This window comes from Micromonospora sp. NBC_00389 (assembly GCF_036059255.1).
Lineage (GTDB): Bacteria > Actinomycetota > Actinomycetes > Mycobacteriales > Micromonosporaceae > Micromonospora.
In genome coordinates this window covers 5956706-5969941 of record NZ_CP107947.1, presented here as the reverse complement: position 1 = coordinate 5969941, position 13236 = coordinate 5956706, and the positions used below count along the sequence as shown (strand labels likewise).

General features: G+C 69.8%; 12 protein-coding genes and 1 pseudogene. 6 read left to right on the top strand and 7 right to left on the bottom strand.

The window, feature by feature from the left end; all coding sequences use genetic code 11:
* Positions 1-288 precede the first annotated feature (288 nt).
* The gene (locus OG470_RS28295) at positions 289-1335 is read right to left on the bottom strand and encodes a hypothetical protein (protein ID WP_328417072.1); all 1047 of its coding nucleotides are present in this window, start codon (positions 1333-1335) and stop codon (positions 289-291) included.
* Between the two features lie 44 nt (positions 1336-1379).
* Between OG470_RS28295 and OG470_RS28290 the strand changes: the two genes are divergently transcribed.
* From OG470_RS28290 to OG470_RS28280, 3 genes are all read left to right on the top strand, one after another.
* Positions 1380-3512, top strand: a complete 2133-nt coding sequence (locus OG470_RS28290) for a hypothetical protein (protein WP_328417071.1) — start codon at positions 1380-1382, stop codon at positions 3510-3512.
* An 87-nt stretch (positions 3513-3599) separates the two neighbouring features.
* Positions 3600-4910: an alpha/beta fold hydrolase gene (locus OG470_RS28285; RefSeq protein ID WP_328417069.1), complete on the top strand. Its 1311-nt coding sequence runs from the start codon at positions 3600-3602 to the stop codon at positions 4908-4910.
* 131 nt (positions 4911-5041) lie between these two features.
* Entirely contained in the window at positions 5042-5428 is a 387-nt protein-coding gene (locus tag OG470_RS28280) for a DUF2267 domain-containing protein (RefSeq protein WP_328417067.1), read from the top strand.
* 63 nt (positions 5429-5491) lie between these two features.
* On the opposite strand, the gene OG470_RS28275 is transcribed toward OG470_RS28280, so the two are convergent.
* A complete protein-coding gene (locus OG470_RS28275) occupies positions 5492-7303 on the bottom strand; it encodes a hypothetical protein (protein WP_328417065.1) in 1812 nt (603 codons plus the stop codon).
* Positions 7304-7398: 95 nt separating this feature from the next.
* Between OG470_RS28275 and OG470_RS28270 the strand changes: the two genes are divergently transcribed.
* Complete coding sequence (locus OG470_RS28270) at positions 7399-7902, top strand: DUF6584 family protein (protein ID WP_328417064.1); 504 nt, start codon at positions 7399-7401, stop codon at positions 7900-7902.
* Between the two features lie 25 nt (positions 7903-7927).
* Here the strand turns inward: OG470_RS28270 and OG470_RS28265 are convergent, their stop codons facing one another.
* On the bottom strand, positions 7928-9016 hold the full coding sequence (locus tag OG470_RS28265; protein ID WP_328417062.1) for a S66 peptidase family protein: 1089 nt from the start codon (positions 9014-9016) through the stop codon (positions 7928-7930).
* Positions 9017-9155: 139 nt separating this feature from the next.
* Here OG470_RS28265 and OG470_RS28260 point away from each other — a divergent pair, with 139 nt between their 5' ends.
* Positions 9156-9728 carry a GNAT family N-acetyltransferase gene (locus OG470_RS28260; protein ID WP_328417060.1) on the top strand — a complete coding sequence of 191 codons (573 nt, stop codon included), beginning with the start codon at positions 9156-9158 and terminating at the stop codon, positions 9726-9728.
* A 25-nt stretch (positions 9729-9753) separates the two neighbouring features.
* Here OG470_RS28260 and OG470_RS28255 read toward each other — a convergent pair whose 3' ends face one another.
* Positions 9754-11232, bottom strand: coding sequence for a glutamate--cysteine ligase (locus OG470_RS28255; protein ID WP_328417058.1), 1479 nt, complete (start codon positions 11230-11232; stop codon positions 9754-9756).
* A gap of 182 nt (positions 11233-11414) precedes the next feature.
* On the opposite strand from OG470_RS28255, the gene OG470_RS28250 reads away from it, so the two are divergent.
* Complete coding sequence (locus OG470_RS28250; protein ID WP_328426663.1) at positions 11415-11753, top strand: DUF3817 domain-containing protein; 339 nt, start codon at positions 11415-11417, stop codon at positions 11751-11753.
* A 58-nt stretch (positions 11754-11811) separates the two neighbouring features.
* Here OG470_RS28250 and OG470_RS28245 read toward each other — a convergent pair whose 3' ends face one another.
* From OG470_RS28245 to OG470_RS28235, 3 genes and pseudogenes are all read right to left on the bottom strand, one after another.
* Positions 11812-12075, bottom strand: a complete 264-nt coding sequence (locus tag OG470_RS28245; RefSeq protein ID WP_328426861.1) for a hypothetical protein — start codon at positions 12073-12075, stop codon at positions 11812-11814.
* Positions 12076-12092: 17 nt separating this feature from the next.
* A pseudogene (locus OG470_RS28240) lies at positions 12093-12602 on the bottom strand (alpha/beta fold hydrolase); the annotation flags it as partial.
* A 48-nt stretch (positions 12603-12650) separates the two neighbouring features.
* Positions 12651-13199, bottom strand: a complete 549-nt coding sequence (locus tag OG470_RS28235; RefSeq protein WP_328426661.1) for a hypothetical protein — start codon at positions 13197-13199, stop codon at positions 12651-12653.
* Between the last annotated feature and the right edge of the window lie 37 nt (positions 13200-13236).

The window sequence follows — 13236 nt, the reverse complement described above, 5'->3', positions numbered from 1 at the left end:
CCTCGTGGCTGGCGGCTCCGGTCTGATGAGGGACGCGCCACAAGCGGTACGCCGCCCCGGTTATGGCCAGCAGCATACGGGGGCATGCCCCGGCCATGCCGGACGCGGATTTGGCCCGGACGCGGTACGTGCGTTCTGCCGGTATGGCTTTGAGAAAGAGAACCACGCAGCTCACCATCTCCACCAAAAGGTCGGATTCGTAGACGAAGTAAGGAACTGCGGTGAGAGGTATGTATAGCGGGCCAGCCTTGCCGCACGCACAGGGACTCGGGCCCCCACACCGCTCGTCTACAGGCGATCCTCGGGAGGCACCCAGCGATTCAGCAGGACGCGAAGGCCGCTGGCTCCAGGGGCAGTGGCGTTGTGGGTGAGCCACGTGTGGGCGTGGCGGACAGCGGCGGCGGCTTGCTCGTCGGACAGGTGACACTGCAGCAGCGGTCGTAGCACGAACCGCGCCTGGAGGCTGGCGACGTGGTTGGTGAGCCAGGTGAGGGCGTGCCGGACGGCGGCGGGATGCTCGTCGGGCAGCGGATGCTGCAGCAGTGGTTGCAGGACGAAGCCGGCGCTGGAATGGGTGGCGTGGTTGGTGAGCCATGTGATGGCTTGCCGGAGGACCGTGGCGGCCTGCTCCGCGGGCAGGCGCCGTTGCTGCAGCAGTGGCCGTAGCACGAACCGCGCCTGGAGGGTGGCGACGTGCTTGGTGAGCCAGGTGAGGGCGTGTCGGACGGCGGCGGGCTGCTCGTCGCGCAGTGGAAGCTGCAGCAGTGGTTGCAGGACGAAACCGGCGTCGAGGAGGGTGGCATGGTCGTCAAGCCACGTGATGGTGTGCCGCAGGACCAGGGCCGCCTGCTCTTCCGGCAGGCGCGGCTGCTGCAGCAGCGGTCGTAGCACGAAGCCGGCGTTGAGGGTGGCGGCGTGCTTGGTGAGCCAGGTGAGGGCGTGCTGGACGACGGTGGCGGCGTGCTCGTCCGGTGAGTCACGCTGCAGTAGCGCCCGCAGCACGAAGCCGGCGTCGAGCGTGGCGGCCTGCTTGGCGAGCCAGGTGAGGGCGTGCTGGACGACGATGGCGGCCTGCTCGTTGGTCAGGTCACGAGCCAGCAGCGGCCCTAGCACGAAGTCGGCGTTGGAGGCGGCAGAGTGCTCGGTGAGCCAGGTGAGGACGTGCCGGACGACGATTGTGGCCTGCTCCGTGGGCAGGCCACGCTGCAGCAGCGGCCTCAGCACGAAGCCGGCGTCGGGGGTGGCAGCGTAATCGGCGAGCCACGTCAGGGCGTGGCGGACGGCGGCGATGGCGTGCTGATTGGGCAGGTCACGCTGCAGTAGCGCTCGCAGCACGAACCCTGCGTCGAGGGTGGTGCCGTGGTCGGTGAGCCAGGTGGATGATCCGGATTCACAGCATCATCGAGATCACCCGGGAATTCCCGTGGGCCCATAACCTCGTTGGCATCCATGCAACCAACATCGCCTCCACGGGCGTGATGGCTGCCCTCATCTACCTGTCGAGGACGGAGGTCTTGCGCAGCCGGGAGATCCGAGCCGACCTGCGATCCGTTGAGTGGGAGGCCGATCCGGCGAAATGGCTGGTAACCGAGGGCTCGGAGCCTCCCACCAAGCGCGAGCGCGCATTTGAGGCGTTCCTCGGCCTGTGGCGCGTCCATCCAGAATGGAGCGTACGACGAGCATCGGCCTCCGACCCTTCGACGTTGCTGAGGATCCGCCCGCTCGCCCTGGCGCTCACCGGCCTGGCGACGACGCTCATCTTCTACCGGCTCATTGTGGCACTGAACGAGGGCGGAGCCACCCAGTTGGTCTCGATCGTGTCGGCGGCATTGGCCTGCTCCGCGCCGGCTGGCGCGATCATCGGCATCTACCTGTGGCAGGCGGTGGCGCGGTCGGCCGATTCCGGTGAACGCCCACCGTCGGGCGTCGGCGTCGGCCTCTGGTTCGGGACGGGTCTGATCCTCGGAATCCCGTTCGTCGACAGTACGTTCTCGCTCACGCGAATCCCCCCACACCCGGAATTCCTCCTCGTACTCCTCTGTATGAGCGTGTTGTTCGGCTGGTGGGTATCGCAAGTCGAAAGGCAATGGGCCGCCGCCCGCCCCGAAGGCGCCGCTTGGGCCCGACTGGCCGCCATCCTCGTCCCCTCGTGGCTCGTGCTGGCGGTCCTCCTCATGACGTGGAAGTATTTCTCAGGATTCTTCTACGGCCTCTACATCAATTTGGACAGGCAAGCCCTGTATGACGAGTGGTCGAAGATCGTGGTCGCGAAGGGAGGCGAGGCCGAATCGGTCACGACCACGATGTTGTTCGCCCTGAGCCCTGCGCTGATGGCGACCGCAGGACCCTTCCTGTTCACGGGAATCGCGATCCTCTGGACGATCGCCGTCCTTCCGCGGATCGTCAGACCTCTCGTGGACCGCGGCATCGAGCCCCAACCGTCTTCTATGAAACCCGCGGTGATCGGAGGCGTCGCTGGCCTGATCTGCTTGGTGGCCGTCAAGTTGGCGCTCAACCGCAGCAGACTCTGGGAAACGGTCTCTTCAGGGGACATCGAATACTCGTACTACTACTATTACTGCGCCGCAGGGCTGTTCGGCGGAGGGGTGATCGCCGCCGTATCGGCGAATGCCCGCCGAACGGAACTGCGCCTGATCAACACGCTCGCCTCGGCCAACATCGCACTGTGGATCGGTGCGGCGGGTTTTGTGCTCCTCACCTCCGTCGACGGCTGCCTCGGCCCGATGAACACCTTCGAGACGACCTGTGCCTGGCGCGGCAATCTCGCCTGGGGTGAAATCTCCATGGTGTTCAACATCGTGGTGGCGGCATGCGCGCTGACGGCCCTTGCCGCTGCGATGCTCGGCGCTCTTTCCGACCGCTTCGCGACCCGAAAGAGCGGTGTCACCATGCCGGAGGGCACCCGACCTCCGAAGCGGCCCAGGCGGGCAGTGCAGGCGTGTTTCCTCGCGGTCATCTTCATCATCGCCCTCCCACTCTCGGGATGGCGAGATATCCATTACCTGAACCTGGCGTCGAACACCAACTACCAGTTGCTCGACGGATGGATTCAGTCCAACGGCGAGCGACCCCGCGAACTCGTGGCGGAACAGGTGCGAGAGTGGATGAACCAAGGCGGCCGGGATCTGATCCTGCGGTTCGTCACCGATCTCGACGTGATCAACGACATCCTCGACGAATACCGCAAAACCCCTAACGAGGAACGTACTCCCGACGGGCTCCACCGGATAGCGGACACCTGCGACAGCCTGCTCACCCACGTCGACGAGGCCGATCGGTTCTTCCGCGTTCCGGAATCGTCCCTTCAGGACTTGTGGGAGGAGTTCCTCACCCACGCCGAGACGAACGCGGCGACCTGCTCGAAGGAGTTCGACAGCGTCATCAAAGGCGGCGGGTCGAATGCGTACGCCATCGCAGTGCGACAGCTCTCCGAGAACGCTCCCGACAGGCTGCTTGAATTCACGAAGGCGACCGGGAAGGCCATGGGATAGCCACCGTCTGGCATCGGATCCACCGGATCATAAGATGGGCGGACCCCGGCCAACCGGCCCGTGGTCAGCGAATACGGGAAGGGAACCGTGCCGACCTACCGCCACCCTGGCACCGTCATCACCGACCACAGCTTCCGGGTACCGCTCGACCACGCGAACCCGGCCGGTGAACAGATCGAGGTGTACGCCCGCGAGGTCGTCGCTGTCGGCAAGGCGCACGAGTCGCTGCCCTGGCTGCTCTTCCTGCAGGGCGGCCCAGGCGGGCGGTCACCGCGGCCAGTGGGCCGTGACAGCTGGCTGGGCCGGGCGCTGGACGACTACCGGGTGCTGCTGCTGGACCAGCGCGGCACCGGCCGCTCCACCCCCGCCAATCGGCAGACGCTGCCGCTGCGCGGCGACGCGACCGCGCAGGCCCGGTATCTGGCGCACCTCCGGGCCGACTCGATCGTCCGGGACTGTGAGCTGATCCGCCGGGAACTCCTCGGCGAGGATGGGCGGTGGAGCCTGCTCGGCCAGAGCTACGGCGGCTTCTGCACCCTCACCTACCTGTCGTACGCGCCGGAAGGCGTCCGCGAGGCCTTCGTGACCGGTGGCCTCCCCGGCCTGCGCAGCAGCGCGCATGAGGTCTACCGGTCCGCGTACCCGCGCGTGCAGCGCAAGGTCGAGGCGCACTACGCGCGTTACCCGGAGGACGTCGAGACCGTTCGCGCCGTCGTGCGGCACCTCCGGGAGCGGGAGGTGCGGCTGCCCGGCGGCGGGTTGCTGACCGCCGAGGCGTTCCAGGCGATCGGCACCACGCTGGGCACCGGCAACGGTACGCACACCCTGCACTACCTGCTCGAAGACGCATTCCTGCCGGGGGTGCCCGCCGGTCACCTCTCCGACTCGTTCCTCGCCGAGGTCCAGGGCCATCTCTCGTACGCGAGCCGCCCGCTCTACGCGCTGCTGCACGAGTCGATCTACGGCCAGCGGTCGGTGACACCGGGTGCCACCGGTTGGGCGGCCGAGACGGTACGGGCCGAGTTCCCGCAGTTCGACGCCGACGGGGCGCTGGCGGACGACCGACCGGTGCTGCTGACCGGCGAGATGATCTACCCGTGGATGTTCGCCAGCGATCCGGCGCTGGCCCCGCTGCGCGAGACGGCGGAGCTGCTGGCGCGGCGCGAGGAGTGGCCGGACCTGTACGACCCGCAGCAGTTGGCCCGCAACGAGGTGCCCGTTGTCGCCGCCGTCTACCACGACGACATGTACGTCGACACCGACGACTCGTTGGCCACGGCGCGATCGGTGCGCGGTCTACGCCCCTGGATCACCAACGAGTACGAACACGACGGCCTACGGGTGAGCGAGGGCCGAGTCCTCGACCGGCTGATCCGCCTGGTTCGTGGCGAGATATGAGGTCCCGCCGGCCGACGGCTGAAAGCCCGGGTCGGCGGGTGACCTCGTTTGCGGCCAGGGAGCCTGGGAACTCGCCCCGTTCGTCCGCTGGCAGGCCTGACGGCCGGTCGAGGAGACGGAAGGAGCGGGTCATGGAGTACGAGCAGTTGATCGCCACGGTACGGCGGCGCGGGGGCCTCGGTGAGAATGAGGCCGTGCGGTCCGTACAGGCCGTCCTGTCGGTGCTCGGCGAACGGCTCGCCGGACGGGAGGCCGACCACCTCGCGGCACAGCTACCGGAGCGGCTGAACCCGTCGGTCACCCGTAATCCACGGGGCCGCCAGTGGGACATCGGCGACTTCCTGAAACACGTCGGCGATCGGGAGCAGTGCGCGGACGCGGACCAGGTGCGTCAGCACGCCCAGGCGGTGTTGCGTACCGTCGCCGAGGCGCTCGATGACGACGAGCGTCATGACCTGCTCGCCCAGCTTCCCGCCGGCATCATCGATCTCTTCGGTGTTCCCACCCCGCGCGGTTGAGTACCGCCCGCGGATGCAATCCGCGTGACGGCGCACAGGTGGCCGGAGCAGGTCAGCGTGTGCTCAGGTCTTGCGGACCGCGCTCGTGAAGCCGGCGATGAAGAGGGTGGCGAAGCTCCAGGCGAGCAGCTGCAGGATCCAGCCGGCGATGGTCAGGGTCTGGCCGGCAGGGGTGTCGGTGGGTTGGCAGCGGTCACGGGCGCCGGTCTTGAGCACTGGGGTGCCGAGGTCGAGGCCGACGCCGATCTGGTCGATGGTGGTGCAGGTGGTGGCTGCTCCGCTGGTCACCGGCTTCTGCGCCAGGCCGCCGTGGTGGCCGCCGAGGACGCTGAGGGTCACTGCGATCGCCAGTGTGGCGAGGAGCAGGAGCAGGGCCCGCCAGGGCTGGTAGCCGTAGCCGAGGGTGATGCCGATGAGGCGACCCCAGGCGCGCTCGGAGGCGGTCAGTCCGGCGCGCTGGATCTGGTCGCGGCGTTGGGCGATGAGGATGGTGCGGGCGTCGCGGTCGTGGCCGGCGGCGCGGTACGCGGCGGCGAGGTGCTGGTAGGGCTGGGCGCTGTAACGGGGGGTGCCCTCGCGCAGCAGGGTCAACCAGCGCCGCAGTGACGTGGGCCGCGGGAGCCCGCTGTAGGTGAGCCCGTCCAACTCGATCAGCGGTCCCGGGCCCGGTGCCGTGCGCGTCACCCGATCGGTGTCGAGGCAAAGGGCCCCACCAATCCTCGCTCCGGCCAGCACCAGCACCACCACCTCGTCACCGCCGCTGGTGGCGCTGAATTCGTCATCCAGGAGCACGTCCTGGTCGACCCGGAGGCCGTTCACGTCGAGGGCGGGGCCGGTCGTGTTCTCCAGGCGCGCCCCACCGCAGGCCAGAAGTCCGCCGATGTGGGCGCCGGACAGGCCGATGCCGCCCCACTCGCTGGCGCTGGTGGCGGTGAAACCACTGTCCAGGGCCACGTCCCGGTCAACGGTGAGGCCGTCGGCGTCGAGGACCGGTCCGGCGGTGTTCGTCAGCCGCGCACCGCTCGCGCTCAACGAGCCGATGTGCGCGCCGAGCAGCCGGATGGTGCCCTGCTCGCTGGCGCTGGTGGCGATGAAGCCGTTCGACAGCAGCACGTCCTGGTTGGCCCGGAGATTGTCGGCGTTGAGTGCCGGGCCGGCGGTGTTCTCCAACCGTGCTCCACCGCAGTTGAGCTGGCCGCCGATGTGGGCGCCGAGCAGCCGGATGGTGCCTCGCACGCTGGGGCTGGTGGCGGTGAATCCGTCATTCAGGAACACGCTCTGGTCGACCTGGAGGCCGTCGGCGTCCAGGGCAGATCCGGTGCTGTTCTCCAACCGCGCGCCACGGCAGTCCAACGTGCCGACGCGTGCGGCGGCGAGACGAACGGTGCCGGCGACCGCGTCAGCGGTGACCGTGCTCTTCCTGAGCGACATCACCCACGCGGCACAGCGTGTGGCGTCGAGTGCCGCGTCCGCGGAATCGGGCGCCTGCTCGATGCGGCACCCGGTCAGGGCGACCGCTGACAGGCGGGCGTTGCGAAGGTTCACGCCGCTGGGCAGCAGGCAGTCACGCAGCTCCAGCACCAGGTCACTGGTGATGTTCTCCAGATCGATCTGGCCGACGATCCGGGCTCCGCGCAGCCGCAGGCCATGTGGGTCGGGCTCGCTGACCAGCCGGCCGCGGACCAGCTCACGGATGACCGAAGCCGAGATCGTGCGGTCATCGCCCCAGGACCGCATCGCTGCCTCGTCGACCGGCCCGTCACCGGCCAGGTCGAGCGCCGCGCCGTGAGCGACGGACTCGATCAGCCGCTGCTCCAATGGACTCTGCGGTCCGCCGTTCGCATCCCGCACCCGCTGGGCGCCCACTGACGTCATGGCAACCATCATCAACGAAAAGTGCGCCCAGCGATCCGCGCCGCTACGCGGATATGGGCTTTCGGTTGTGGCGGTGGCCGCTGAGAATGACCGCCATGGCGAAAGATCACGTGCTGGCGAAGGTCGAGACCGATCTGCGGCGCGGGCACGTCCACCCAGCGATGCAGCGGCTGGCGAGCCTGACCGCCGCGTACCCCGACGACCTGGAACTGCGGGCGCAGCGTGCCGCGCTGTACCGGCAGGTGGGCAACGTGGTCGAGGCCGGGCGTTGGGGGTTCCTCGACGAGGACGCCGCCGTGGAGGAGATCGGCGCATTCGAGAGGGCTCACCCGGGTGCCTGGCGACGGCTGCTCGTGCTGAAGGTGAACGCCGACCCCACCGACAAGCTCGGGCCGGTGGCACGCGCACGGTTCGGTCGGCTGGTCGAGCAGGCCGGACAGGAAGGTCAGGGCCCGGTCACCTGGACGGAGGCCGGACCCCGTCAGGTCCCCGGCGCGTGGAGCGAGGCCCTGCCCTGCCTGGTGGCAACGGTGATCGGCCTGATCGTCCTGACTCTGACCGTCCTCGGGCTGGTCACCGTGATCCGGTGGGCACTGTAGGCGCGGCGGGACGCCCTCCATCCCCCTAGCGCGGACGGACTCCGGGCTCCACCGTCAGGGTCCCCGCCTCCGCATCGATCGTGGCCCGCGAACCGAGCGGAATGGTGAGTTGCCCGTTGCCATGGCCCAGTCGGAGCCCGCCCAGGACCGGCACGCCAAGGTCGGAGAGGCGGTCCGTCAACATCGCCACCGCGTCCCACTCGTCGGGTGCACCGACGCTGTTGGTGATCTGGCCGATGACCACCCCGGCGACCCTGGACAGCACGCCCACCCGGCGTAGCTCGGTCAGCATCCTGTCGATGCTGTACGGCGCCTCGTCCACGTCCTCGAAGAACAGGATGGCGTCGTCGAACTTCGGGGCGTCACCGGCACCCAACGATGTGGAGATCAATGTCAGGCAGCCGCCGAGCAGGGGACCCGTCGCCCGTCCCGGCACCAGGACGGGGGCGGCCGTCTCGGCGGGATCCCTGGTGATGGTGACGGGTGCGGTGGTCATCACCGCCCGGCGTAGTGCCTCGGCCGACTCCGGCCCGGTGCGGCTGTCGCTCCAGTTGACCATGGGACCGTAGAAGGTGACCAGCCCTGCGTCGCGCCAGAGCTTGCCATGGATGCTGGTGATGTCACTGAACCCGACGACCACCCGGGGATCGCGGCGGATGCCAGCCACGTCGATGCTATCGACGATCCGCTGGGTGCCGTAGCCACCACGGGCGGCGAAGACCGCACGGACCCCCCGGTCGTTGAGCGCGGCGTTCAGGTCGGCCAGCCGCTGCGCATCGGTGCCGGCCAGATAGCCGTACTTGGCGAAGACGTGCTCGCCCAGCTCGACCTCCAGACCCCAGCTCCGCAGGATCTCGATGCCGCGGGCCATGTTCGCGGGGTTGGGAGTGCCTCCGGGTGACACGACCCGGACCCGGTCGCCGGGCACCAGCACCGGCGCCCGCAACGCCCGCTTCGGGCCACCCGGCGCGGCCTGCGCTGCCTCGGACGTGCCGACAATCAACGCGCCGCCGGCAGCCGCAGCCCCGGCACGCAGCATGTGCCGGCGGGACAGGGCTCCGCTCGTGGACCTCGGGGCCGAGGTGTGGTCTGTCTCGGAAGTGTCCACAGGCATCCCTTCATCGTCACCAGGTCGATGTCGAGCCGCACCAGCCTACGACAAACGTCGATGACCCTGGGGGTCCACAAAGGAGGGCACGGAACGTCGCGCCACGGGGCGGCCGGGCCAGCGTGGGGCGGCTACCGTGTCGGCAATGGAGAGTGGTGACACTCCGGCTTCCCGGACGGACAATCTCACCGTTCGACTGCGGCCGGTCGCCTCGGCCGACCTGGCGATGTTCCGGCGGTTCTGCACCGAGCCGGGTCTTATCGGGCTGGACTGGGCCGGTTTCCGCGACCCGGGTGCGCCGGCCCGGCGGTTCGCCGTCGACGGCTGGCTCGGCGCGGACGACGGACGGCTCGTCGTGGAGGTCGAGCCGGAGCGGGCCCCCGCCGGCTTCGTCAGCTACCTCTCGGGGTGCTACGGCGGCCGGGCCTCGTACTGGGAGATCGGGATCGTCCTGCTGCCGGCGTGGCGCGGCCGGGGCGTCGGCTGGCGGGCACAGGCACTGCTCTGCGACTACCTGTTCGAGCACACCCCGGCGCAGCGCGTCCAGGCCGGCACCCACCCGGAGAACGTCGCCGAGCAGCGGTCCCTGGAGAAGGCCGGCTTCCAGCTCGAAGGAGTCGTGCGGGCCTGCGAGTTCCGGGCCGGCCGGTGGCGCGACGGGTACCTCTACAGCAGACTCCGCGACGACCCGTCGCCATGGGACCGCCCGGCGCAGTGACCGCGACTCAGGGGCCGGGGCCGGGTCAGGGGATGGGCCACTCGTGCACCGGCCGGTTGCTGTGCATCAACGTCACGTAGTGCCGGACCACCTCGCGCAGCGCCGCCGGCCGGTCCAGGTGGTCGGCGGTCTCCAGCCGGTGCAGCGTCTCCACCTGCCAACTCGCGCCGTTGCGGCCGGTCAGGCAGCGCTGCTCGATGATGCCGAGCAGCCGGTCGCGCTCGGCCGGATCCAAGCCCCACTGGTCCAGGCCGTGGTGCGCCAGCGGCAGCAGCCGGCGCAGCACCAGCTCGGTCACCGGCAGGTAGCCGAGGCCGGGCCAGAAGACCTGCGCGTCGATGCCGTACCGGGCGCAGCTGGTGAAGTTTTCCTCGGCGGCACTGAACGACATCTGCGACCACAGCGGCCGGTCCGACTCGGCCAGGGCGCGCACCAGCCCGAAGTAGAAGGCGCCGTTGGCGATGGTGTCCAGCACGGTAGGCCCGGCGGGCAGCACCCGGTTCTCCACCCGCAGGTGCGGCCGGCCGCGCGACACGTCGTACACCGGTCGGTTCCACCGGTAGACGGTGCCGTTGTGCAGCCGTAGCTCGGCGAGCTTGGGCACCTCACCGGCGGCCAACGCCTGCGCCGGGTCCTCCGGGTCGCAGACCGGCAGCAGCGCCGGAAAGTAGCGCACGTTCTCCTCGAAGAGGTCGAACACGTTGGTGATCCAGCGTTCGCCGAACCAGACCCGTGGCCGTACGCCCTGCGCCTTGATCTCCTCCGACCGGGTGTCGGTGGCCTGCTGGAACAGCGGGATGCGCGTCTCGCGCCACAGCTCCCGGCCGAAGAACAGCGGTGAGTTCGCGCCGAGCGCCACCTGGAGGCCGGCGATCGCCTGGGCGGCGTTCCAGTAGTCGGCGAACTGGGCCGGGCTGACCTGGAGGTGGAACTGTGTGCTGGTGCAGGCCGCCTCCGGGGTGATCGTGTCGGCGGTGACCGCCAACCGTTCCACCCCGCTGATGGCGATCGGCAGGTCCTCGCCCCGAGCGGCGAAGATCTGCTCGTTGAGCAGCTTGTAGCGGGGGCTGGCCGAGAGCGTCTCGGCGGTCAGGTGCTCCGGGCGCAACGTCGGCAGGATGCCGATCATGACCATGTGCGCGCCGATCGCGCGGGCCTTCTCCTCGGCGGCGTTGAGGCTGGCCCGGACGTTCTCCTCGAATTCGGCGGTGCCGGTGCCGGTCAGCCGGCGCGGCGGCACGTTGATCTCGATGTTGAACTGGCCCAGCTCGGTCTGGAAGCTCGGGTCCGCGATGGCCGCCAGCACGTCGGCATTGCGCATCGCCGGATTCGACTCCTGGTCGACCAGGTTCAGCTCGATCTCCAGCCCGGTCAGTGGCCGGTCGATGTCGAACCGCGACTCGCGCAGCATCTCGGCGAAGACGTCCAGGCAGTTGCGGACCTTCTCGCGGTAGCGGGCCCGGTCCTCCCGACTGAAGGTCCGTACGCCGACGTCCTCGCCCATGGTCACCACCCTGTCACCGCTGGTCCCCCTAACCTCGCACGTCCCCGGCGGGCGGGGGAAGACCCGATGGTCTTTTCCTACCCACCGGCGGGCTTGGTGATCCCTGTCGCGTCCGGGCGGTCTGCTCGGGTGCGCCCGGTCCGCACCGATAGCATTGCCGCCCGAGAGGTGGTGGCGTGGGTATGCGCGAGAAGGTGACCGGGCTCTTCGTCGCGGCGGCGATCGCCGAGGCGTGCTCCTGGCTTGCCCTGCTGGTCGGCATGGCGGTCAAGTACGGCCCGCCGGACAACGAGCTGGGCGTCAAGATCTTCGGTCCGATCCACGGCGGCCTGTTCGTCGCGTACGCCCTGCTGGTGCTGGTGGTGGCCCGACTGCACCGGTGGAGCCTGCCTGCCACGGTGGTCGCGTTGGCCTGCGCGGTGCCGCCGTTCGCCACCCTGGTTTTCGAGCGCTGGGCCCGCCGCCGGGGGATGCTCGGCACCGACCGTCAGCCGGTGCGCGAGCCCGCCCCGGTCGGTTGACCCGCTGCCGGTCGCGCTGAGCGGTCAGTCGACCTGAGCCGCCGGTCGCGCTGAGCGGTCAGTCGGCCAGGAAGTCGGCGAGTACGGCAGCGAGGGCCTCCGGCGCCTCCTCGGCCATGTGGTGACCCGAGTCGATCGAGGTGGCCCGTACGTCGTCGGCCCACTCCCGCCAGATCGCCGCCGGGTCTCCGTGCAGGTCCACCATGTCGTCACGTTCGGCCCACACGAACAGCACCGGGCAGCCGATCTTCCGCCCGGCGGCCCGGTCCGCGTCGTCGGCGGCCCGATCCGGCCCCAGGCCCGCGCGGTAGTCCTCGCACATCGCGTGCACCGTCGCCGGGTCGTGGATCGCCCGGGAGTAGCCCGTTCCGCCGGCTTGTCGGTCTGGCCCAGGAAGAACCAGTGCCACCACCGGGCGGCGAACCGGGCGTCGCAGGTGTCCAGCGCGGCACCGATCGGGATCCCGTCGAGCACGCCGAGCCGGCTGACCCGGTCCGGGTGGTCCAGCGCGGTGCGCATCGCCGCGTACGCGCCACGGTCGTGGCCGATCACCGCGGCCCGCTGGTGACCGAGCTTGTCGAGCAGCGCGACCACGTCGCCCGCCATCGCCCGCTTGGCGTACCCGGAATGGTCGGCGGTCTCCGCCGGCTTCGTCGAACCGCCGTAGCCGCGCAGGTCCGGGCAGATCACGGTGTGCCGCTCGGCGAGCAGCGGCGCCACGCGGTGCCAGGTGGCGTGGGTACGGGGATGGCCGTGCAGCAGCACGACCGGCGAGCCGGACCCGCCGTGGCGTACCCGCAGGCGTACCGGGCCGACGTCGATCTCCTCAAGCGTGAATCCAGGAAACATGCCGAAGCCGGTGCCCGCCCGGCCGGGCCCGGAAACCCGGCCGGCCGGTCAGGTCAGCGCGGAGCAGGCCGCCACGCCGGCGAGCAGCAGCGCGCCCAGCACCGCCTGCAACAGCAGTGGTGGGCCGAGGTGCGACCAGAGCGTCGCGGTACGCGGGGTGAGCAGCTGCCCGGTGGTGAGGTTGACGATCCGCTCGATCCGGGGCGGTAGCTCCGGGTCGCGTTGCGGGCGGAGGGTGAGCTGCACGTGGTCCGCCGGGTGCAGGGCGCTCTGCGGCAGGTGGCCGTGCAGCTCCACCTCGCAGAGCTGGCCGGCGGTGTTGCGCAGCCGTACCGGGGTGACCAGGTACTCCGGGCCCTGCTTCAGCTCCTTCCAGCGCCGCCGGGTGCCGCCGCCAACAGCGGAGAAGAGCGAGCGCAGCAGCAGGGCGGGTAGCCGGGCGAACGCGGCCGCGGCGAGCACCGCGACCAGCACCGGTTGGCCGATGCGTACCTCGCGGGTGTAGCCGTCGAGCAGGCGGATCAACCGCCCGGTGACGATCCGATCCGTCGGGTGCACGATGCGTCGGGTATCGAGTCCGCTGTCCATTCCCACCACCGAGAGTCCGCTTCCGTTCACTGATCGTATCGATGTC